Source organism: Azoarcus sp. PA01, from assembly GCA_001274695.2.
In the GTDB taxonomy this organism is placed as follows: Bacteria; Pseudomonadota; Gammaproteobacteria; order Burkholderiales; family Rhodocyclaceae; genus Aromatoleum.
Window position 1 is genome coordinate 962895 of sequence record LARU01000004.1, and the last position, 21518, is coordinate 984412.

Below are 21518 nucleotides of genomic sequence, written 5' to 3' on the forward strand. Positions count from 1 at the left end.
CTTCGAAGGCCGACGCCAATGAATCTGTCACAACAGCTACGCATCGAAATCCAGCGCAACGTCGCCGCCTCGCTGGCGGAAGACGTCGGCACGGGCGACCTTACCGCGCGCCTGATCCCGTGGGAAACCGACGCACGCGGTCGGGTCATCACGCGCGAAGCGGCAGTGCTGTGCGGCACCGCGTGGTTCGACGCCGCGTTCGAGATAATGAGCCCCGCTGCCGCGGTCGTCTGGCACGTCCGCGACGGCGACCGGATCGAACCGGGCCAGGTGCTGTGCGAAGTCGTCGCCAGCGCCCGCGTGCTGCTGACCGCCGAGCGCACCGCGCTGAATTTTCTGCAGTTGCTGTCAGCGACCGCGACCACGACCCGGCGTTTCGTCGACGCGATCGCCGGCACACGGGCGAAGATCGTCGACACCCGCAAGACGCTGCCCGGCCTGCGCCTCGCGCAGAAATACGCAGTGACGGTGGGCGGCGGCGTGAACCACCGCGTCGGACTCTACGACGGCATCCTCGTCAAGGAAAACCACATCATCGCCGCCGGCAGCATCGCCCGCGTCATCGAGCAGGCCCAGGCGATCGCGCCTTCGAACGTGTTCATCGAGATCGAGGTCGAGACGCTCGACGAGCTTCATGAAGCGCTCGACGCCGGCGCGAAGATGATCCTGCTCGACAACATGAGCCTCGAGACGATGCGCGAAGCGGTGCGCATCGCCGACGGGCGCGCCGAGCTCGAAGCATCGGGCGGAGTGAATCTGGAAAAAGTGCGCGCGATCGCCGAAACCGGCGTAGACCGTATTTCGATCGGCAGCCTGACGAAGGACGTCCGGGCGATCGACCTGTCGCTGCGCCACGTCGAGGAATGAAAGCCGCTTCGGGTTAGACAGGTACGAACCACCGGAGCAGCCGCTCTCCCAACAGGACGCGGACAGCCTGACAGAGGCCGGGACGGATTCCCGTTCGCGGCCTCCCTATGCTGCAAGGCTACACGCGTTCGGCGATGAAGCGCTTGACCGCCTCGACGTCTGGCGCCATGAGTTCGACGCGCTGCGGCAGATTCTCGATGCCTTCGAGCTCGGCCGGCCGCTCCGGCTCGCGCCCGAGCGCTTCACGGATCGTTTCGGCAAACTTCGCCGGCAATGCGGTTTCGAGCACCAGCAGCGGCACGCCCGCTGGCACGCTGCCGGCGCAGTCCCACGCGACCTTGACGCCGTCGGCAGTGTGCGTGTCGATCATCGTGCCGTACTGCTCGAACACCTTGCGGATCGTCGCGACCCGCGCCGCGTGCGAGCTGCAGCCCGACACGAACGCGAAATCGCCGATGCGGGCGAAATCGGCGGACGTCGACAGGTCGAAAGCGCCGCCGGCATCCACCGCTTTCCACAGTTCGGCGACGCGCTGCGGGTCGCGCCCGACGAGGTCGAACACGAAGCGCTCGAAATTCGACGCCTTCGAAATGTCCATCGACGGGCTCGACGTGACGTGCGTTTCGGCAGCCTTGCGCGGACGATAGACGCCGGTGCGGAAGAACTCGTCGAGGACGTCGTTTTCGTTCGTCGCGAGGATCAGCCGCGCGACCGGCAGCCCCATCTGGCGGGCAATGTGGCCGGCGCAGATGTTGCCGAAATTGCCCGACGGCACGCAGAACGCGACCTGTTCGTCGTTCGACCGCGTCGCCGCGAAATAGCCTTTGAAGTAATAGACGATCTGTGCTGCCACGCGCGCCCAGTTGATCGAATTGACCGCGCCGATCTTGTATTTCGCCTTGAACGCGGCGTCGTTCGAAACCGCTTTGACGATGTCCTGCGCGTCGTCGAACATGCCGGTGACGGCGATGTTGTGGATGTTTTCGTCCTGCAGCGAATACATCTGCGCGCGCTGGAAAGCGCTCATCTTGCCATGCGGCGACAGCATGAAGACGTGCACGGCGTGCTTGCCGCGCATCGCGTATTCGGCCGCTGAGCCGGTATCGCCGGAAGTCGCGCCGAGGATGTTGATGGTCTCGCCGCGGCGCTCGAGGACGTACTCGAACAGGTTGCCGAGCAGCTGCATCGCCATGTCCTTGAACGCGAGCGTCGGGCCGTTCGACAGTTCCAGCAGACCGAGCTTGCCGGCTTCAAGCCAGTGCACCGGCGTGATCGCGGCGGCATCGTCACCCGGGCGCGCGAAGCGATAGACGTCGGCAGTGTAGGTGCGGTCGCAGATTGTCTTCAGGTCGGCGGCGGGAATGTCGGTGATGAACTTCGACAGGATCGCGAACGCGAGCTCCGCATACGACAGCGAGCGCCACGCGTCGAGCTCGGCGCGCGAGATCCGCGGATAGCTTTCGGGGAGGTACAGCCCGCCATCGGGTGCAAGGCCGCCAAGCAGAATGTCGCAAAACTCGGGGCGCGCGGCGTGGCCGCGAGTGGAGAGATACTTCACGGTGGGGTCCTTCAGATGAGCAGGTTCAAATGGAACGGTCGGCGGGCCGCTGCAACGCCGGCGCACGGTCTTGCCGGCGGCACAAACGCGGCATTATCCGCCAGCCGGCCGACCCAGTCCATTCGGGCGGACGCCCCTTTCCCGGTTCAATCCTGCAGCAACGCCGGCGCGAAGCCGAAGCGATAGGCGCCCCAGTGGCGGCCGCCGACGACGAGCGGCAGCGAAAGATCGCACAACACCTCGCCGGTGTCGCGCACGTAAGTCTGCAGCAGCGCGTGCCCCGTGTTGGCGAGCGCGCGGCGACATGTCGGATCGTCGTAGATGCGCTTTTGCCGGCTGAACAGCAGGTCATGCTCAGGATCGCCGTTGGGCTCGGCGGAAAAACGCCGATTATGGACGGGCATGTAGCAGTTCGTGTCCACGGCTGCGCAGAACGCCAGGCCCGGAAACCGTTCGAGCGCGCGCTCGTAAATATCCTGCAGCTCCTTGCCGATCGCCATGTCGTAGCTGGTGTGGAACTTCGGGGGGTGCGTGTTCGGGATCGGCTGGTAGCGCGTGTCGAATATGTTCAGCGTGCGCGCCTTGTCCTCGAGGAACGCGACCATCTCGTTGCGGCTTTCCTCGGCCACCGCGGCCAACCTGTCATAGGCCGACTCGCCGATGCGAAAGCGCGACGACAGCGCGTGAAGACCTTCGGTATGCTCCCGGAGATCCTTCGAGAAACGTTCCGATTCGAGCATCTGCGTCGACACCTGCCCGGATAGCGAGTTGATCTCGTTCACCCGCTCATGCACCGTCTCGTTGGTGTTGCGGATCTCGTGAATCGAGTGGGTGATGACTTTCATCTGGGCGCCGACGCGCTGCAATTCTCCGATCATCGCGGCGAAATTCGCCGAAGACTTCTGCACCACCTGCCGCGCGAGTTGCGAGTCGTCGGCAATGCCGCGTGTTTCGACTTCGGTGTCGGCGACGAGGCCGAGCATCTGGTCCGAGTTCTCGGTGATGACGCCGGTCGCGACCTTGACTTTTTCGGCGAGCTTGCGCACTTCATCCGCAACCACTGCGAAGCCTCGACCGGATTCGCCGGCGCGCGCCGCTTCGATCGCCGCATTGAGCGCGAGCAGGTTGGTCTGGTCCGAGATGTGATTGATCAGCAGCCCGATATCCCGGATCTTTGCCGAATGATTGTTCAGCTCGGCGACGATGCGATCGAAAGATTGCACTTTCTCGCTGATCCCGCTGATACGTTCGGCGACTTCGAGCAGTTCCCGATAGTTCGTCTGCACCGCCTCCAGGTTCGCGGCGGTCGCGACGTCGATCTCGTCGGCGTGCGCGCTCACCCGCGATACGGCCGTGCGAGTGGTCTGACTCGCATCGAAAACCAGCGCCGCGAGCTCACGCTGGCGGTTCGCGCTGACCGTGGTCTGATGAATGCGCAGGTTCAGTTTCGCCGCCTCGACGGCGATGCTCGAACCTTTGCCGCGCAGCGCGGCGATCGTCTCCCGGACCTGCGCGACAAACCCGCTTCGCACGCCGGTCGCCTTCTCGCCGATATCCGGACGTTCCCCACCGAGATCCGCCAGCGAGCGCGAGGTCTCGTCGCGGCTTTTGCGCAGAAACGGGAACAACGATGCAGCAAGACCGCTGCGCGGATTCGAATTCATGAAGTCTCCTGGGTCTTGTTTTCGGAATTCATCGACGGCGCAGTTGTCCAGTTCCACTTGAAGCGCGACCGTCGATCTCCGGCCTGATGCTGTCTATCGTCCGTTTCCGCGCAACCTTTAGCCGATCGGCAGCGGATCTGCGCGAGCGTCCCTTCCGTGTTCGCTGCTCGCTGGGCTACCGACCACACGGCGCGAGCCGGATGGAGTCGCCGGTCGCGGGCCGCGCGGGGCACCGCTCCTGCCGTCCCGAGCGCGCGCTTGCCGATCTCGGATAACACTGTGGGCGTCGCGTCCCATAGGCTTGCGACCATCGCCCGCCGCGATGGCCGGTGACTTACAACAATTCGCTTCGACGCAAGCGTGAAGGAGACGAGATGCAGGTTTTCGACATGATCATCAACGGCCGGCCGGTGCGTGCCGGCAGCACCTTCGACGTCGTCAATCCGGCGACCGGCGAAGTGTTCGCGCAGGTGCAGGCGGGCGACGCCTCGCACGTCGACCAGGCTGTCGCAGCGGCGCGCGCAGCGTTCCCCGCGTGGAGCCGCACTCCGGACGCCGAGCGCAAGCGCCTGATGCACGCGCTCGGCGCGGCGCTCGAAGCGAACATGCCGGAGCTGATGGAACTGGTCACGAAAGAGGCGGGCAAGCCGCTCGGCGGGCTGAACGGCGTCGGATCGGGGATGGAAGTCGGGGGGGCGATCGCGTGGACGCACGTCACCGCCGACCTCGAGCTGCCCGTCGAGGTGATCCAGGACAACGACGATGCGCGCATCGAAGTGCATCGCAAGCCGCTCGGCGTGGTCGGCTCGATCACGCCGTGGAACTGGCCGCTGATGATCGCGATCTGGCACGTGATCCCGGCGCTGCGCGCAGGCAACACCGTCGTCATCAAGCCGTCGGGCCTGACGCCGACCGCGACGATCCGTTTCGTCGAGCTGGCCAATGCGATCCTGCCGCCGGGCGTGCTGAACATCGTCACCGGCGAATCCGGCGTCGGCTCGGCGATCGCGAAGCACCCGGACATCAACAAGATCGTGTTCACGGGTTCGACACCGACCGGCAAGAACATCATGCAGAACGCCGCCGGCAACCTGAAGCGGCTCACGCTCGAGCTCGGCGGCAACGATGCGGGCATCGTGCTGCCCGACGTCGATCCGAAAGCGATCGCGCCGAAGCTCTTCGGCGTCGGCTTCCACAACAACGGCCAGACCTGCGCGTGCCTCAAGCGCCTCTATGTGCACGACAGCATCTACGACGAAGTGTGCGCGGAGCTGGCCCGTATCGCCAAGGAGACGGTCGTCGGCGACGGATTGGTCGAAGGGACACAGCTCGGACCGGTGCAGAACAAGGCGCAGATGGATTTCGTGCAGGAACTCGTCGAGGACGCGCGGGCGCAGGGCGCGCGCATCCTGTCCGGCGGCAAGGCACGGGCCGGCGGCGGCTTCTTCTTCGAGCCGACCGTGATCGCGGACGCGAAGGACGGCATGCGCGTCGTCGACGAGGAGCAGTTCGGCCCGGTGCTGCCGGTGATCCGCTACTCCGACCTCGAGGAAGTGATCGCGCGCGCGAACGACAATGAAAACGGACTGGGCGGCTCGATCTGGTCGAAAGACCGTGCGAAAGCCGCCGAGCTCGCGTTGCGCCTCGAATGCGGCACCGCGTGGGTGAACGAGCACGGCGCCGTGCAACCCGACGCGCCGTTCGGCGGCGTCAAGCAGTCGGGCCTGGGCGTCGAGTTCGGCCGCTACGGGCTCGAGGAATACACTTCGATCCAGACGCTGAAGATCATGAAGGCGTAGCGGGGTTTCCGCGCGCGGCCGGGCGGTAGTGCGGCGACCGGGAAACCACCCGGCCGCATGGCCCAGTTTCGCATCGGTACATTCGCGCGGGTCGCCGCTGACGGGTCCGGTCTCCTCCACCTGGCCCGGGACGATCCGCTTGCGCCCCGGCAGCCGGGGCGTTTTTTTTGACGGCCGCGCTTACTGCAGGCTTTCCATGCGCAGACGCGTGAGCTTGCCCTGCACGACCGGCAGGGCTTCGATTTTCGCGATCGCCGCGTTGGCGTTCTTCTCGATCGTGATGTGGGTCAGCATGATGATGTCGGTCTGCGACGTGCCCTCCGGCGCTTCCTTCTGGATCATCGCTTCGATCGATATGCCGCTGTCGGCGAGGATTCGGGTGATGTCGGCGAGCACGCCCGGCTTGTCCTCGACGCGCATGCGAAGGTAATAGGAGGTCACGACCTCGTCGATCGGCAGCACCTTGAGGTCGCGGACCTGGTCGGGCTGGAAAGCGAGATGCGGCACGCGATGCTCGGGGTCCGCAGTGTGCAGGCGGGTGACATCGACGAGGTCGGCGATCACCGCGCTCGCGGTCGGCTCGGCGCCGGCGCCCTTGCCGTAGTACAGCGTCGCGCCGACCGCATCGCCATGGACGACGACGGCGTTCATCGCGCCCTCGACGTTCGCGATCAGGCGCTTGGCCGGAATCAACGTCGGGTGCACGCGCAGTTCGATGCCTTCGGGGCGCATGCGCGAGATGCCGAGCAGCTTGATGCGATAGCCGAGCTGTTCGGCGTAGGCGATATCGACGCTGTCGAGGTTCGTGATGCCTTCGACGTGCGCGGCCTCGAACTGCATCGGCACGCCGAACGCGATCGCGCTCATGATCGTCGCCTTGTGCGCGGCATCGACCCCTTCGATGTCGAAGGTCGGGTCGGCTTCGGCATAGCCGAGCGCCTGCGCTTGCCGGAGCACGTCAGTGAACGGCAGCCCCTTGTCGCGCATCTCCGACAGGATGAAGTTCGTCGTGCCGTTGATGATGCCGGCGAGCCACTGGATGCGGTTCGCCGACAGGCCTTCGCGCAGCGCCTTGATGATCGGGATGCCGCCCGCGACCGCGGCTTCGAACGCGACCATGACGCCCTTTTTCTGGGCCGCGGCGAAGATCTCGTTGCCGTGCACCGCGAGCAGCGCCTTGTTCGCCGTGACGACGTGCTTGCCGTTGTCGATCGCCTTCAGCACCAGTTCCTTCGCGACGCCGTAACCGCCGATCAGCTCGACGACGATGTCGATCTCGGGGTCGGCGACGACCGAGAACGCGTCGTCGGTCAGCCGCACGCCGCTGCCTGCGACGGTGCGCGCGAGTTCGAGATTCTTGTCGGCCACTGCGGTGACGCGGATCGGGCGACCGGCGCGACGGGTGATTTCTTCCTCGTTGCGCTTCAGAACGGTGAAAGTACCGCCGCCGACGGTACCGATGCCCAGCAGGCCAACATTGATCGGTTTCATAAAAGCTCGTTCGATAAGATTCGGTTGGAAATTCGGCTGAGTGAGCCGGTCGGATGCGCCGCTCGAGTCAGACGACCGCGTTCAGGGCGCGTGCCGCTTGCGGTACTGCTCGAGGAAGCGCGCGATCCGTGCGATCGCGTCGCGCAGGTCATCCTCGTGCGGCAGGAAGACGAGCCGGAAATGATCCGGGTATGGCCAGTTGAAGCCGCTGCCCTGCACAAGCAGCACGCGCTCTTCTTCGAGCAGTTCGGCGATGAACGCCTGGTCGTCGTCGATCGGGTAAAGCTTCGGGTCGAGTTTCGGAAACATGTACAGCGTCGCTTTCGGCTTGACGCAGCTGACGCCGGGAATCGCGCTGATCAGCTCGTGCGCGAGGTCGCGCTGGCGGCGCATGCGCCCGCCTTCCGCGACCAGGTCGTCGATGCTCTGGTAGCCGCCGAGCGCGGTCTGGATCGCGTACTGCCCCGGCACGTTCGCGCACAGCCGCATCGACGCTAGCATGTTGAGCCCTTCGATGTAGTCCTGCGCATGGCGCTTGTCGCCGCACACGACCATCCATCCGGCGCGGTAGCCGCACGAACGGTAGTTCTTCGACAGGCCGTTGAACAGGATCGTCAGCACGTCCTCGGAGAACGAACCCATCGACCGGTGCGTCGCGCCGTCGTACAGCACCTTGTCGTACACCTCGTCGGCGTAGAGGATCAGGCCGTGCTCCCGGGCAATGTCGACGATGCCCTGCAGGATGTGGTCCGGGTACAGCGCGCCGGTCGGGTTGTTGGGGTTGATGACGACGATCGCGCGCGTGTTCGGCGTGATGCGCGCGCGCATGTCGTCGAGGTCGGGCAGCCATTCGTTGGCTTCGTCACAGATGTAATGCACCGGCGTACCGCCCGACAGGCTCACCGCGGCGGTCCACAACGGGTAATCGGGGGCCGGCACGAGCACCTCGTCGCCGATGTTCAGCAGCGCGTTCATCGCCATCACGATCAGCTCGGACACACCGTTGCCGATGTAGATGTCCTCGAGCGTCACGCCCTTGATGTGCTTTTGCTGCGTGTAGTGCATCACCGCCTTGCGCGCGGCGAAGATGCCTTTCGAATCCGAGTAGCCTGCCGAATTCGGCAGGTTGCGGATCATGTCGAGCTGGATTTCCTCGGGCGCATCGAAGCCGAATGCGGCGAGGTTGCCGATGTTCAGCTTGATGATCTTGTGCCCTTCGTCCTCCATCTGCTTGGCCTTGACCAGCACCGGCCCGCGAATGTCGTAGCAGACGTTGGCGAGTTTTGCGGACTTGCGCACCATCCGCGTGTCGGGCACCAGCGCGGACGCCTGGGTTTGCGCCACCAGAGGGGCAACGCGCAGTTTGGGCTCGAGGCTCATCGCAATCCGTCCTTTCTTTCGCATGATCTGGATACTCCGCACCACGGCAGCGGCGCGCAAGGTTTTCGCTCGCCGGGGTAGAATGCCTCGTGCCGGACCGGCGAGCGAAAAGAAGCTATCTTATCCAAGCCCGCCCCCCCCGGCAATTTTGCCGACCGAGCGAACCGTCATGAAGCTGAATCTCGAACAGAACCCGAACCTCAACCTCTTCACCGGCTATGCCGTCGATCATGTGATGGTCAACAAGGTGCGCCACGAGGGCAACCTCATCGTGATGAGCGAGCGCGTGCTGGAGTGGGGAGCGGCCGGATTCGACGAGCTTGCTGCCGACGATTTCGTCGCGCTACGCGAACTCGGACCCGAGGTCGTGCTCCTCGGCACCGGGGCGCGGCTGCGCTTCCCGTCGCCACGCGTGCTGCGCCCGCTGATCGACGCCGGTATCGGCTACGAAGTCATGGATCTCGCAGCGGCTTGTCGCACCTACAATATTCTCGCCACCGAAGGTCGCGCCGTCGCGGCCGCACTGATTTTCGACGCGCCCTGAATGCCGCGCCCGCCTTCCGGCGCGCATTGTCAGCTGCAACGTTTGTCCGCTACGCTGCAGCCATCCATTTTCGCTGGAGGGTCCATGAGCGCAAGCGTCACTTCGTCCACCACCCCCGACTTCAGCCTGCCCGCCACCGGCGGAAGCACCGTTGCGGTGGCCGCCCTGCGCGGCACCAAGGTCGTGCTGTACTTCTATCCGAAGGACAGCACGCCCGGATGCACGAATGAAACGGCGGACTTTCGCGATCACTACGCGGCGTTTCGCGCCGCCGGCTGCGAAGTCTTCGGCATCTCACGCGACAGCCTCAAGTCTCACGAGAACTTCAAGGCCAAGCTCGCGCTGCCGTTCGAGCTGATTTCCGACCCCGACGAAGTCGCCTGCAACGCGTTTGGCGTCATCAAGATGAAGAACATGTACGGCAAACAGGTGCGCGGCATCGAGCGCAGCACTTTCGTCCTCGACGCCGAGGGCGCGATGCGGCGCGAATGGCGCGGCGTCAAGGTGCCCGGACACGTCCAGGAAGTGCTCGACTTCGTCACCACCCTTTAGATCCGGCCGGACTCCTCCCACCTACTCCGCACTCCATGACCAAACGCGCGCCCCGCACCCAGAAGACCAAGCTGTTCGTCCTCGACACCAACGTGCTGATGCACGATCCGACGAGCCTCTATCGCTTCGAGGAACATGACCTCTTCGTCCCGATCATGACGCTCGAAGAGCTCGACGCGAACAAGAAAGGGATGTCCGAAGTTGCCCGCAACGCTCGCCAGGCGAGCCGCATGATGGACGACATCGTCAGCGGGAGCCCGGACGACATCCACGCGGGCATCGCCCTCGACGGCCCGTCGCGGGGGCTGGCGACCGGCAAGCTGTTCCTGCAGACCGAAGCGATCAACGTCGCCCTGCCCGCCGCGCTGCCCACCGCGAAAGGCGACAACCACATCCTCGCGGTCGTGATGCACCTGGCCGAGCGCTTCCCGCAGCGCCCGGTGATCCTCGTCTCCAAGGACATCAACATGCGCATCAAGGCCCGCGCGCTGGGCCTCGACGCGCAGGATTACTTCAACGACAAGGTGCTGGAGGATACCGATCTTCTCTACAGCGGCTGGCGCGAACTGCCGCCCGACTTCTGGGACACCCATGGGAAGGGCATGGAATCGTGGAAGGAGGACAGCCGCACCTATTACCGCCTCAGCGGTCCGCTGGCCCCGGAACTGCTGGTCAATGAGTTCCTGTTCCAGAATGGCGAGGCGCCGCTGCAGGCGTGGGTGAAGGAGCGCAACGGGCGCAGCGTGCTGCTCGAAACGCTGATCGACTACGCGCACACCAAGAACAACGTGTGGGGCATCACCGCGCGCAATCGCGAGCAGAACTTCGCGTTCAACCTGCTGATGAACCCGGAAATCGACTTCGTCACGCTGCTCGGCCAGGCCGGCACCGGCAAGACGCTGCTGACGCTCGCCGCCGGCCTCACCCAGGTGCTCGAAGCCAAGCGCTATTCAGAAATCATCATGACGCGCGTCACCGTGCCGGTCGGCGAGGACATCGGCTTCCTGCCCGGCACCGAGGAAGAGAAAATGGCGCCGTGGATGGGTGCGCTCGAGGACAACCTCGACGTATTGAACGGCACGGCCGGCGAAGGCGGCGACTGGGGCCGCGCCGCGACGCGCGACCTGATCCGCAGCCGCATCAAGATCAAGAGCCTGAACTTCATGCGCGGGCGCACGTTCATCAACAAGTTCCTGATCATCGACGAAGCGCAGAACCTCACGCCGAAGCAGATGAAGACGCTGATCACGCGCGCCGGCCCCGGCACCAAGGTCGTGTGCCTCGGCAACATCGCGCAGATCGACACCCCCTATCTGACTGAAGGCAGCTCGGGCCTGACTTTCGTCGTCGATCGCTTCAAGGACTGGCTGCACTCGGGCCACATCACGCTGCAGCGCGGCGAACGTTCGCGGCTCGCGGATCACGCGGCCGACGTGCTGTAGGCGCGGGCGCCCGCCACAGCGGCGGGCGCACCTCCGCCTCTGAAACATTTCCGGATCATCCCGATTAACCGGTACGCGGCCTATAATGCGCGGGTTTTTTGTGCGGAAGAGCCCCCATGACCGCCACCGCCGCCGGAATGCTGATCGGCGCCAGCTCGGATTTTCTCAAGCGCTTCTCGCCGTTCAACGGGATGGAGCCGCCCGCGCTCGACTTCCTCGCCGAGCGCGCAGTGCTGGCATTTCATGTCCGGGGCAGCGAGATCCTGACGCCGGAAATGGGGCAGCCACGGCATTTCCATATCGTCCAGCGCGGCAAGGTGCAGGCGCGCCAGTTCAGCCCGGCGACCGTCACGGATTACACGACGATGACGCTCGGGCCGGGCGAATGCTTTCCGATCGGCGCGATCTCGGCGCAGCGTCCCTCGACGAACAGCTACGTCGCCGTCGAGGACAGCTTCATCTACCAGCTGTCGGCCGAAGACTTTCTCAAGCTGATGCAGATGAGCCCGGTGTTCCATCTGTTCTGCACCCAATACATCGCCAGCCTGTTGAACCAGTCGCGCCAGCAGCTGCAGACCAGCTTCGCGCAGCGCGCCGCCGAGCAGCAGACGATGACGACGCCGCTGGGCGAACTCGTGAAGAAGGAAGCGATCTTCGTCGCACCCGGCACGACGATCCGCGCGGCGCTCGAAAAGATGTCCGAAATGCGCCTCGGCTGCATGGTCATCGTCGACGGCGAACAGCGCCCGGTCGGCATCCTCACGCAGAGCGACCTGCTGTCGCGCATCGTTTTGCCGGCGATCGACCTGCAGCGCCCGATCAGCGAGGTGATGACTCGTGACCCGCACCGGATGCCGGCCTCGGCGTCCGCGTACGACGCGGCGCTCGAGATGGCGACGCACGGCGTGCGTCACCTGCTCGTCACCGACAGCGACGATAGGCTCACGGGCGTCGTGTCCGAGCGAGACCTGTTCTCGCTGCAGCGCATTAGCCTGCGCCAGGTTCGCGCCGGCATCGAAGGCGCGGCGGATGTCGAGGGTCTGCAGCGGGCGAGCCGCGACATTCGCCAGCTCGCGCTGAACCTGATCGCCCAGGGCGTCGGCGCCGAACAGCTGACCCAGTTCATCTCCGCGCTCAACGACGCGCTCACGCGCCGCATCATCGACCTTGCCGCCGCCAGCCACGACATTCACGGCATCGATTACGCCTGGCTCGCGTTCGGCTCGGAAGGACGGCATGAACAGACCCTGTCGTCGGACCAGGACAACGGCGTGATCTTCGTCAGTCCCCCGGACGGCAGAGAAGCCGTGCGCAAGCGCCTGCTCGCATTCGCCCGGGAGGTGAACGAAAACCTCGCGGCCTGCGGCTTCCCGCTGTGCAAGGGCAACATCATGGCGAGCAACCCGGAGCTGTGCCTGACGGTCGAGGAATGGCGAGGGCGTTTCGGCGACTGGATCCGCGAACCGGACCCGCAGGCGCTGCTCAATGCGTCGATCTTCTTCGATTACCGCGTGCTGTGCGGCAACGAACGGCTCGGCGACCAGTTGCGCGCGTGGCTGAACAATACCGCACGCGCGAATACCGCTTTCCTGCGCATGATGGCGGTGAACGCGCTGCAGGTCGCCCCGCCGCTCGGGCGCATTCGCGATTTCGTGCTGGACGACGATGGCACGATCGACCTGAAAAAATGCGGCGCCCGCCTGTTCGTCGACGTCGCCCGCATCCTCGCGCTGCGCACCGGCGTCGCGTCGAGCAGCACCGTCCAGCGCCTGCGCCAGGCCGGCGCGAAGATGGGCATGCAAGCCGAGGAAATCGCGGCGCTGATCGACGGCTTCCACTTCATCCAGTTGCTGCGCCTGCGCTCGCAGCATCTCGAGACCGAACACGATTCGCCGGGCGACAACCGCATCAATCCCGACGAACTCAACGAACTCGACCGTCGCATCCTCAAGGAAGCGTTTCGCCAGGCCCGCAAGCTGCAGCTCCGGCTGAAGCTCGACTACCAGCTATGAACTGGTTCACGCGACTGCTCTCGAACCGCGCCGACATCAGGGCGCTCGACCTCGCGCTGCGCGAGACGCTGGCGTACTGGCAGGCGGCGCCCGAGCCGGATCTGGGCGTCGCGCACTTCGAAGCGCGCTATGTCATCGTCAATACCGAGGCGACCGGGCTGGATCTGGACGCCGCCCGTCTCCTCGCGGTCGGCGCCATCGCAGTCGACGGCGGACTGCTGTCGCCGACCGCGAGTTATTACGCAAGGCTCGAACCCGATCCGGCGACCGCCCTGATCAACCTGCTGACGTTCTCCGGGGCCGGTCCGGTCGTGGTTTTCAATGCAGGCTTCAACCGCACTCTGCTCGAACGCGCCCTTGGCGAACACCTCGGGATCAAGCCCGAATGGACCTGGCTCGATCTTCACTGGCTGCTGCCGGCCCTGTACGGCGAGCTCATCGACCGTCCCGCGCGCCTGGCGGACTGGATGAAGGCGTTCGGAATCGAGACTTTCCAGCGCCACCACGCACTCGGCGACGCGTGGGCGATCGCCCAGCTGATGCTCGCCGCCCAGGCACGCGCGCTCACGCTCGGACTCAACACGCCGCGCAGCCTCGCCGAACTGGAGCGCTCGTGCCGCCAGCTGAGACGCCAGACATGATGAAAGATCCGGGCGCTCCGCCCGGCGGGACGCTGTCGCGCATAAGCGTCCTCGCCGCGCTGCTGACCGCCTTCGCACTGGCTGTCGCGATGCCCGCCATGGCCGCGGAAGAACGCGACGCCCTTGCGGAGAACGGCTCGGTCGACCTGATCGAGCGCTATGGCAACGCCGCCCAGGAACTGATGAACCAGGGCATGGAGTATCTGGGTATCCGCTACCGCTTCGGCGGGAATTCCCCGGCGACCGGGCTCGACTGCAGCGGCCTTGTGCAGAACGTGTTTCGCAACGCGCTCGGCCTCAACCTGCCGCGCACCGCGCGGGAAATGGCGCGCCTCGGCGACAAGGTGGGCCGGCAGGACCTGAAACCGGGCGACCTGGTGTTCTTCAACACCATGCGGCGCACGTTCTCGCACGTCGGCATCTACATGGGCGAGGGACGCTTCCTGCATGCGCCGGCGAGCGGCGGCCGGGTGCGCATCGACGAGATCGGGGAGCGTTACTGGAGCCAGCGTTTCAACGGCGCGCGTCGCCTGCTGCCGGAAGCCGGCGCGATGCTGCCCCGCTAGCGGCGGTCGATCACTTCCTGCCCGTCGCGCAACCGCCCCGGCAGCCTTCGCAGTCGGCCTGCTCGATGCGGCGTCCGAGCGCCTGCTGCAGCGCGCACACCGACCGGCGGCAGCACACCAGCATCACCCCTTCGCGGCTGGCGGCCTCGCGAAAACGCTGCATCACGTTGTGGCCGAGAAAATCGGTAAACAGAATCACCATCTGGATGCCGGCCGGCAACGGTGCGCTGCGGCGCTGGTGCGCGCTGTCGCGGCCGCTGACGTGTGCCGCGATACGGATGCCGAACCCCGCGAGGACGTCCGGGATGTTGCCGAGGCGGTCGGCGCCGACGATCAGGGCGTTCATGCGAATCTCCTTGTTGAGAATTATTCGCATCCATATTGCACCTAATACCAGTGGATTGCAACTGCGAATCGTTATCGTTATTATGCGACGGTCAATCCACCCATAAAGGCGCCCAGTTATGAAGAAGACCCTCCTTGCCTCCGTCCTGATTGGCCTCGGCCTGGCCGCTGTCCAGGCACAGGCAGCGGACAACGAGCTGAACCTCTACTCAGCCCGTCACTACCAGACCGACGAAGCCCTCTACCAGGACTTCACGAAGCAGACCGGCATCAAGATCAACCGCATCGAGGGCAAGGAAGACGAACTGCTGGAGCGGATCCGCAATGAAGGCGCGAACAGCCCGGCCGACGTGTTCATCACCGTCGACGCATCGCGCCTGGCAAAGGCCGACGAGCTCGGCGTCTTCGCTCCGGTGAAGTCGAAGGTGCTCGAAGAGCGGATCCCTAACCACCTGCGCACCGACAACTGGTTCTCGTATTCGACCCGCGCGCGCGTGATCGTCTACAACAAGGAAACGGTGAAACCCGAACAGGTCGCGACCTACGCCAGCCTTGCCAGCCCCGAGCTGAAAGGCAAGGTCTGCACGCGCTCCGGAAGCCATCCGTACAACATTTCTCTCGGCGCCGCGATGATCAATCACGAGGGGGCCGAGAAGACCGAGAAGTGGGCGCGCGATCTCGTCGCGAACTTCGCCCGCGCGCCGAAAGGCGGCGACACCGACCAGATCAAGGCCGTCGCCGCCGGCGAGTGCGGTGTCGCGATCGCGAACAGCTACTACCTCGCACGGCTGATGAACTCGACGAAGGAAGAGGACAAGGCGGTCGTCGCGAAGATCGGTACGGTGTGGCCCAACCAGAACACCTGGGGCACGCACATCAACATCTCCGGCGCCGGCATGCTGAAGCACGCCCCGAACAAGGCAGCCGCCGTCAAGTTCCTCGAATACCTCGCTTCGGACAGTGCACAGAAATATTTCGCCAACGGCAACAATGAATGGCCGGTGGTCAAGAATGTGAAAGTCACCAACCCCGCACTCGACGCGCTCGGCGACTTCAAGGCGGATACGCTGCCGGTCGGCGATCTGGCCAAGACTGCGGCCGAAGCCCAGCGCATCTACGACCGCGCCGGTTTCCGCTAAGCCGTATCCGGTATTGCTGATACCAAGGCCGCCCTGCAGGGCGGCTTTTTTTCGTCATTCTCTACCGTATTCCTGCATTCGCAACCGAAGGAGTAATATGCGCCCTTCGTTCAAGGCGGCACGTCGCTCCTGATGCTCAAACGCTTTTTCTCCATGCGCTTCGGTCGCTGGCCGGCGACGTTCGCATGGACGGCGGCATTATCGACCGTCATGCGGCCTGCGGCGACAAACCGGGGATGATCAGGATCGTGTTCCCCCTGAACGGGACCCCGGCGATACGCTTATTGCGGCGGCGTTTCCTTCGGCGGCCGCTTGCGGAACTTTCTTGCCGGCTTTCTGGGTTGTCCGTCTTCGGCCGGTTTCGCCTGGCCCTGCGGTTTCGGCTGGGCCGGAGGTCTCGGGCCCTGAGGCCCGGAGCGCGGCTGGCTGCCGCCCGGTTTCGCGTGCCGCCCCGGCTTGCGGGGCCCTCCCGTTCCCGAATCCATGCGCCGTGCGCCCGGCTGCGGAGCACCTTCACGGTTGCCCGGAGCCATTGAAATTTCGAGTTCGATGAGTTCGTCCCACTCGGCCTCGGTACGCTGGCTATCAGGGATCTCCAGGAGTTCCTGCATGCGGCGGCGAGGGGAAGTCGGTTGTGGTGCGTTCATCGCGGCATTATCTCATCGTTCGCTGAATTCATGCTTTCAAAGTCGCCCTGTTGTGTCGAACGGACCACAAACCCGTGACATGACCGCAGCCGGCCCGCCCTGTTCACTTGGGCGCGCGCCGCGTGACCCGCTCCACGATCGAGTTTTGCGCGGCCATTTCAGTGGCGCCGGCCTCCTGGGCTGCCGCAAACGCCTCGGCGTCGAACTTCGAGGCGAACGCGATGATGTCGACCTGCGGATGCGCCGCCCGAAGCTCGGCGATGCGCACGCACGGGTTGCGCACCGCCATGTCGATGACGATACAGTCCGGCACCTCGGTCGTGTTTTTCTTCAGCACCGTCAGTCCGGCTGCCGTCCACGCCGCTTCCAGGTCCCTGCGGCTCGCCAAGTTGTCACACCACATCAGTACTTTCATGTTCTACTCCACATCGTTAAGCGCGGTCTCACCGCCGCGGCTAGACTTCCGCTTCCTCCAGCGTGCGTCGTCGCCCGCGGACGATCTGGCGCGAAATCAGGAACATCGGCAAGAGCCCGACCGCGACGATCGTCAAGGCTGCCGTCGAGGCTTCGGTCAGGCGTTCGTCCGCTGCGAGCGTGTGCGCCTGCGTCGCGAGCGTGTCGAAATTGAACGGCCTCATCACCAGCGTGGCGGGAAGCTCCTTCATCACATCGACGAAAACCAGCAGGCACGCCGTCAGGAGACTGCCGCGCAGGATCGGCACATGGACCCGACGCAGGGTTCCGAAGCGTCCGAGCCCCAGGCAACGCGACGCGTCGTCCATGCTTGAGGTGATCTTGCCGAGGCTCGAATCCACCGTGTGCAGCGCGACCGCGAGGAAGCGCGTCAGATAAGCATACACGAGCGCCGCGATGCCCCCGGTCAGCAACAGCCCGGGATTGACGCCGAACACGTCCTGCCACCAGGCCGCGAGCTGGGTGTCCAGGCGCGTCACCGGGATCAGCACGCCGACCGCGATCACCGACCCGGGCACCGCATAGCCGAGGCCGACGACCCGGTTGAGCATCTGTGGCAGTCGCGAACGGGCGAGCCGTGCGGCGTACCCGAGCACCAGCGCCAGCACCACTGCCAGCACCGACGTCACCGAAGCGAGGACGAAGCTGTTGCGCGCGAGGTGGACAAAGCGCGAGCCGAACTGGACGTCGCCGTCCGAGAAGGCCATGTCGAGCAACAGCCCGGCAGGCAGCAGAAAACCCAGCAGCAACGGCATGAAGCAGGCGAGCGCGGCCATCAGCCCGACGAGCGGCGACAGGCGGATCGGGATCGGCGTCGTTTGCTGGCGCGAGGTGTTATTGAAGCGCGCGCGGCCTCTGCTGGCGTGTTCGAGCACGAGGACCAGCACGACAAATGCGAGCAACGCCGCCGACAACTGCGCCGCGGCGATGCGATCGCCGAGCGAAAACCACGCCCGGTAGATGCCGGTCGTAAAAGTCTGCACGCCGAAATACGCAACGGTGCCGAAGTCGGCCAGCGTCTCCATCAGGGCGAGCGCGGTGCCGGCGATCACCGCCGGGCGCGCCAGCGGCAGCGACACGCGGAAGAAACAGCCCCACGGCCCGAGGCCGAGCGAACGTCCGGCTTCGAGCATGCCCGAAGCCCGCTCGAGGAACGCGGTGCGGGCGAGCAGATAGACGTACGGATAGAGCACGAACATGAACATCGCGACCGCGCCGCCCGGTGTGCGCACGTCGGGAAACCAGTATTGCCCGGCGCGCCAGCCGAATGTCTCGCGCAGCCAGCTTTGCACCGGCCCGACGAACTGCAGGAAATCGGTATACACATAGGCCATCACATATGCCGGAACCGCAAGCGGCAGGACGAGTGCCCACTGGAAAAAACGCCGCCCCGGAAAATCGAGCATCGTCGTCAGCCAGGCCGTCGTGATGCCGATGCTCGCCACGCCCAGGCCGACGCCGACGCACAGGATCACCGTATTGCGAATGAACTCGGGCAACACCGTGCCTGCGAGGTGCGACCAGGTTCCCGAAGTGCCTCCGGTGAAGACGTTCGAGAACACGGATATCACCGGCGTCGCGATCAGCACGGCGATGAGCAGCGCGCCCAGCGTCAGCCACGATGCATCCCGTATCAGTCTCTCCAGCCCTCCTAGCGACTTCATCACACTCCCGCGCACGGTGCCGCGGACCCTTCCGCTCAGCAAACTGCGACAAATTATAATTGATCGCATTTGGATTGCCGCGATGCAATAATGATCCGTGCGAAATCCTCTACTGTATCGAATCCGTCATGTCTCACCTTGAACTCGCCGACATCGACCTCGCCTACGGCGGGCAGCGCGTCGTGCGCAAGCTCTCCTTGCGACTCGAAAAAGGCAGCATCGGATGTCTGCTGGGGCCGTCCGGTTGCGGCAAGACCACGGTGCTGCGGTGCATCGCCGGCTTCGAACCGGTCGCGGCGGGCGAGATCCGGCTCGATGGCGTGGTCGTCAGCGGCAATGGTCACCACCTGCCGCCGGAACGTCGCCGGATCGGCATGGTGTTCCAGGACTACGCGTTGTTCCCCCACCTCTCGGTCACGGAAAACATCGCGTTCGGCCTGCGCGACATGGACAAGACGCAGCGGCGGGAGCGCGTCGCCGAACTGCTCCGCATCGTCGGCCTCGACCAGCAGGGGCACAAGTACCCGCATGAAATGTCCGGCGGCCAGCAGCAGCGCGTGGCGCTGGCGCGCGCGCTGGCTCCGCGCCCGAGCCTGTTGCTGCTCGATGAACCGTTCTCGAATCTCGACGTGGCACTGCGCGAGCGCCTGTCGCACGAAGTGCGCGACATCATCAAGGCGACACGCACCACGGCGATCCTCGTGACGCATGACCAGAACGAAGCTTTCGCGGTCGCCGACGAGATCGGCATCATGAACGAAGGGCGCATCCAGCAATGGGACACGCCGTACAACCTGTACCACCGGCCCGCGAACCGGTTCGTCGCGGACTTCATCGGCCAGGGCGTGTTCCTGCCCGGCGTGGTGCTGAACGATCGCCAGGTGAAAGTCGAACTCGGCGTCCTGAACAGCGCGATCCCCGTCGAGTGCGGAATCGGCTGCGCGAACTGCGACCGCGACTGCACGGTGGAAGTGCTGCTGCGTCCCGACGACATCGTCCATGACGACGCGAGCGCAATGAAGGCCGAAGTCGTGCACAAGGCGTTCCGCGGGGCAGACATCCTGTATACGTTGCGGCTGGCGAGCGGCGCGCGGGTGTTGTCGCTGGTGCCGAGTCACCACAATCACGCGATCGGCGAGAAAATCGGCATCCGCCTCGATGTCGATCACGTCGTCACGTTCCAGAAAGACTCGCAGGACGCGGTGCACACTCGCCAGGAGCACCGGCTCGTCCACATCGCGGCATGATTCCGTGGCTCTCGGGACGACCGGATTTTCCGCCTGTCGAGCAGGCGCTCGATGATCCGGACGGCCTGCTCGCCGCAGGCGGCGAGCTCTCGCCGGCATGGCTGCTGGCCGCGTACCGCCGGGGAATCTTCCCGTGGTACACGGAAGACCAGCCGATCCTGTGGTGGAGCCCCGACCCGCGACTGGTGCTGATCCCCGCGCAGCTCAGGCTCAGCCGCTCGCTGCGCCGCACGCTCCGGCAGCAACGCTTCGAAGTCCGCTTCGACACCGCCTTCGCCGACCTCATTGCCGCATGCGCCGAACCCCGCGAGCCGGGCGGCGGTACGTGGATCAGCGCCGAAATCCGGCAAGCCTATCTACGCCTGCACGAACTCGGATATGCGCACAGTGTCGAATCGTGGGTCGATGGGACTCTCGTCGGCGGGTTGTATGGCATTGCATTGGGAAGGGCGTTTTTCGGCGAATCGATGTTCAGTCGTCGAAGCGACGCATCGAAAGTGGCGCTCGCGCACCTCGCGGTGCATTTGGAACGGCTCGGCTTCGCCGCGATCGACTGCCAGATGACGACAGCCCACCTGCTGTCGCTCGGCGCCGAAGAGATGCCGCGCGCCAGATTCTGCGCCGGCCTGGCAGGCTGGACGAACGAAGGCCCCGCGCCCGGACGCTGGAGCTGCGAGGGCGCGGCGGAGATTTCGCGAAATTTCTCATGACGGGTCGAACATGCAAAAGGACTATCCCTACGCGCTGATCCAGTTTTACGCCACGGCGCCCTACACCTGTTCCTATCTGTCGGATCGTGTCGCGCGCTCGCAGGTCGCGACGCCCGGCCATCTGATCGACACGCCGGTCTATAGCGAGCTGGTGCGCAACGGCTTTCGCCGCAGCGGCATGTTCACCTACCGCCCGTACTGCGACCACTGTCGGGCGTGCGTACCGGTGCGGGTCCCGGTCAAGCGTTTCGAGCCTGACCGCAGCCAGCGTCGCGCGTGGAAAATGCACCACGAGCTGCGCGCCAACGAGCAGCCGCTCGCGTATTCCGAAGAGCATTACGCGCTCTACCAGCGCTACCAGGCGTCGCGCCACGCCGGTGGCGGAATGGACCAGGACAACCGCGAGCAGTACGCGCACTTTCTGCTGCAGAGTCACGTGGACACCCGCCTCGTCGAATTCCGCGAAGGCGACGCGCTGCGCATGGTCAGCGTCATCGACCGGCTCAGCGACGGCCTGTCGAGCGTCTATACGTTCTACGATCCGGACCAGACGCACGCGAGCTACGGCACGTACGGCATCCTGTGGCAGATCGAAGTGTGCCGCCGCCTCAAGCTGCCGTACCTGTATCTCGGCTACTGGATCAAGGAAAGCCGCAAGATGGCGTACAAAGTCCGCTTCCACCCGCTCGAAGGCCGGGTGCGCGGCGAATGGCGCGACATCGATCCGCTGCGCGATCGCGCCTCCGAGTAAGAGGCATCGCGGCGCAGCGGGCAAA

At 65.0% G+C, this 21518-nt stretch carries 19 protein-coding genes; 12 read left to right on the top strand and 7 right to left on the bottom strand.

From position 1 onward, the window contains the following. Nucleotides 1-18: 18 nt before the first annotated feature. Entirely contained in the window at nt 19-867 is an 849-nt protein-coding gene (nadC, locus tag PA01_16635) for a carboxylating nicotinate-nucleotide diphosphorylase (GenBank protein ID KON80050.1), read from the top strand. 118 nt (nt 868-985) lie between these two features. On the opposite strand, the gene thrC is transcribed toward nadC, so the two are convergent. Together thrC and PA01_16645 are read right to left on the bottom strand one after the other, a co-directional pair. Continuing rightward, nucleotides 986-2425 carry a threonine synthase gene (thrC, locus tag PA01_16640; GenBank protein KON80051.1) on the bottom strand — a complete coding sequence of 480 codons (1440 nt, stop codon included), beginning with the start codon at nt 2423-2425 and terminating at the stop codon, nt 986-988. Nucleotides 2426-2571: 146 nt separating this feature from the next. Beyond that, entirely contained in the window at nt 2572-4089 is a 1518-nt protein-coding gene (locus tag PA01_16645) for a methyl-accepting chemotaxis protein (protein ID KAI5912360.1), read from the bottom strand. A 374-nt stretch (nt 4090-4463) separates the two neighbouring features. On the opposite strand from PA01_16645, the gene PA01_16650 reads away from it, so the two are divergent. Continuing rightward, nucleotides 4464-5888: an aldehyde dehydrogenase family protein gene (locus PA01_16650; protein KON80052.1), complete on the top strand. Its 1425-nt coding sequence runs from the start codon at nt 4464-4466 to the stop codon at nt 5886-5888. 180 nt (nt 5889-6068) lie between these two features. Here the strand turns inward: PA01_16650 and PA01_16655 are convergent, their stop codons facing one another. Beyond that, nucleotides 6069-7379: a homoserine dehydrogenase gene (locus PA01_16655; GenBank protein ID KON80053.1), complete on the bottom strand. Its 1311-nt coding sequence runs from the start codon at nt 7377-7379 to the stop codon at nt 6069-6071. An 81-nt stretch (nt 7380-7460) separates the two neighbouring features. After that, nucleotides 7461-8681, bottom strand: a complete 1221-nt coding sequence (locus tag PA01_16660) for a pyridoxal phosphate-dependent aminotransferase (GenBank protein KON80411.2) — start codon at nt 8679-8681, stop codon at nt 7461-7463. A gap of 247 nt (nt 8682-8928) precedes the next feature. Here PA01_16660 and PA01_16665 point away from each other — a divergent pair, with 247 nt between their 5' ends. The 6 genes from PA01_16665 to PA01_16690 all read left to right on the top strand — a co-directional run bounded on the left by PA01_16665 (nt 8929) and on the right by PA01_16690 (nt 14516). Further along, on the top strand, nt 8929-9303 hold the full coding sequence (locus PA01_16665; GenBank protein KON80054.1) for an Mth938-like domain-containing protein: 375 nt from the start codon (nt 8929-8931) through the stop codon (nt 9301-9303). 84 nt (nt 9304-9387) lie between these two features. Beyond that, nucleotides 9388-9855, top strand: coding sequence for a peroxiredoxin (locus PA01_16670; GenBank protein KON80055.1), 468 nt, complete (start codon nt 9388-9390; stop codon nt 9853-9855). Between the two features lie 35 nt (nt 9856-9890). Then, complete coding sequence (locus PA01_16675; GenBank protein KON80056.1) at nt 9891-11297, top strand: PhoH family protein; 1407 nt, start codon at nt 9891-9893, stop codon at nt 11295-11297. Nucleotides 11298-11413: 116 nt separating this feature from the next. After that, nucleotides 11414-13309 carry a DUF294 nucleotidyltransferase-like domain-containing protein gene (locus PA01_16680; GenBank protein ID KON80057.1) on the top strand — a complete coding sequence of 632 codons (1896 nt, stop codon included), beginning with the start codon at nt 11414-11416 and terminating at the stop codon, nt 13307-13309. Then, nucleotides 13306-13950 (top strand): 3'-5' exonuclease, encoded by a 645-nt coding sequence (locus tag PA01_16685; protein KON80058.1) that lies wholly within the window; start codon nt 13306-13308, stop codon nt 13948-13950. Before PA01_16680 ends, PA01_16685 begins: the two co-directional genes overlap by 4 nt. Next, a complete protein-coding gene (locus tag PA01_16690) occupies nt 13950-14516 on the top strand; it encodes a C40 family peptidase (protein KON80412.1) in 567 nt (188 codons plus the stop codon). The genes PA01_16685 and PA01_16690 overlap by 1 nt, the downstream gene beginning before the upstream one ends. Before the next feature lie 10 nt (nt 14517-14526). Here PA01_16690 and PA01_16695 read toward each other — a convergent pair whose 3' ends face one another. Then, a complete protein-coding gene (locus PA01_16695) occupies nt 14527-14862 on the bottom strand; it encodes a DUF2325 domain-containing protein (protein KON80059.1) in 336 nt (111 codons plus the stop codon). Between the two features lie 118 nt (nt 14863-14980). On the opposite strand from PA01_16695, the gene PA01_16700 reads away from it, so the two are divergent. Next, nucleotides 14981-16000, top strand: a complete 1020-nt coding sequence (locus tag PA01_16700) for a Fe(3+) ABC transporter substrate-binding protein (protein ID KON80060.1) — start codon at nt 14981-14983, stop codon at nt 15998-16000. Between the two features lie 750 nt (nt 16001-16750). Here PA01_16700 and PA01_16705 read toward each other — a convergent pair. Further along, on the bottom strand, nt 16751-17062 hold the full coding sequence (locus PA01_16705) for a hypothetical protein (GenBank protein ID KON80061.1): 312 nt from the start codon (nt 17060-17062) through the stop codon (nt 16751-16753). Between the two features lie 40 nt (nt 17063-17102). Then, the gene (locus tag PA01_16710) at nt 17103-18785 is read right to left on the bottom strand and encodes an iron ABC transporter permease (protein KON80062.1); all 1683 of its coding nucleotides are present in this window, start codon (nt 18783-18785) and stop codon (nt 17103-17105) included. Between the two features lie 128 nt (nt 18786-18913). Between PA01_16710 and PA01_16715 the strand changes: the two genes are divergently transcribed. From PA01_16715 to PA01_16725, 3 genes are read left to right on the top strand one after another with little or no spacing between them, the layout of a single operon-like run. Beyond that, nucleotides 18914-20032: an ABC transporter ATP-binding protein gene (locus tag PA01_16715; protein ID KON80063.1), complete on the top strand. Its 1119-nt coding sequence runs from the start codon at nt 18914-18916 to the stop codon at nt 20030-20032. Then, nucleotides 20029-20742: a leucyl/phenylalanyl-tRNA--protein transferase gene (gene aat / locus PA01_16720; protein ID KON80064.1), complete on the top strand. Its 714-nt coding sequence runs from the start codon at nt 20029-20031 to the stop codon at nt 20740-20742. The genes PA01_16715 and aat overlap by 4 nt, the downstream gene beginning before the upstream one ends. A 10-nt stretch (nt 20743-20752) precedes the next feature. Then, nucleotides 20753-21493, top strand: a complete 741-nt coding sequence (locus PA01_16725; GenBank protein ID KON80065.1) for an arginyltransferase — start codon at nt 20753-20755, stop codon at nt 21491-21493. Nucleotides 21494-21518 lie beyond the last annotated feature (25 nt).

Bases quoted from the DNA above. Each gene is read 5' to 3' on its own strand.
- PA01_16715 (KON80063.1), top strand. From the start codon at position 18,914: ATGTCTCACCTTGAACTCGCCGACATCGACCTCGCCTACGGCGGGCAG.
- PA01_16680 (KON80057.1), top strand. From the start codon at position 11,414: ATGACCGCCACCGCCGCCGGAATGCTGATCGGCGCCAGCTCGGATTTT.
- aat (KON80064.1), top strand. From the start codon at position 20,029: ATGATTCCGTGGCTCTCGGGACGACCGGATTTTCCGCCTGTCGAGCAG.
- PA01_16660 (KON80411.2), bottom strand. From the start codon at position 8,681: ATGGTGCGCAAGTCCGCAAAACTCGCCAACGTCTGCTACGACATTCGC.
- PA01_16690 (KON80412.1), top strand. From the start codon at position 13,950: ATGAAAGATCCGGGCGCTCCGCCCGGCGGGACGCTGTCGCGCATAAGC.
- PA01_16685 (KON80058.1), top strand. From the start codon at position 13,306: ATGAACTGGTTCACGCGACTGCTCTCGAACCGCGCCGACATCAGGGCG.
- PA01_16700 (KON80060.1), top strand. From the start codon at position 14,981: ATGAAGAAGACCCTCCTTGCCTCCGTCCTGATTGGCCTCGGCCTGGCC.
- PA01_16655 (KON80053.1), bottom strand. From the start codon at position 7,379: ATGAAACCGATCAATGTTGGCCTGCTGGGCATCGGTACCGTCGGCGGC.
- PA01_16695 (KON80059.1), bottom strand. From the start codon at position 14,862: ATGAACGCCCTGATCGTCGGCGCCGACCGCCTCGGCAACATCCCGGAC.
- PA01_16710 (KON80062.1), bottom strand. From the start codon at position 18,785: ATGAAGTCGCTAGGAGGGCTGGAGAGACTGATACGGGATGCATCGTGG.
- PA01_16670 (KON80055.1), top strand. From the start codon at position 9,388: ATGAGCGCAAGCGTCACTTCGTCCACCACCCCCGACTTCAGCCTGCCC.
- PA01_16675 (KON80056.1), top strand. From the start codon at position 9,891: ATGACCAAACGCGCGCCCCGCACCCAGAAGACCAAGCTGTTCGTCCTC.
- nadC (KON80050.1), top strand. From the start codon at position 19: ATGAATCTGTCACAACAGCTACGCATCGAAATCCAGCGCAACGTCGCC.
- PA01_16725 (KON80065.1), top strand. From the start codon at position 20,753: ATGCAAAAGGACTATCCCTACGCGCTGATCCAGTTTTACGCCACGGCG.
- PA01_16705 (KON80061.1), bottom strand. From the start codon at position 17,062: ATGAAAGTACTGATGTGGTGTGACAACTTGGCGAGCCGCAGGGACCTG.
- PA01_16650 (KON80052.1), top strand. From the start codon at position 4,464: ATGCAGGTTTTCGACATGATCATCAACGGCCGGCCGGTGCGTGCCGGC.
- PA01_16645 (KAI5912360.1), bottom strand. From the start codon at position 4,089: ATGAATTCGAATCCGCGCAGCGGTCTTGCTGCATCGTTGTTCCCGTTT.
- PA01_16665 (KON80054.1), top strand. From the start codon at position 8,929: ATGAAGCTGAATCTCGAACAGAACCCGAACCTCAACCTCTTCACCGGC.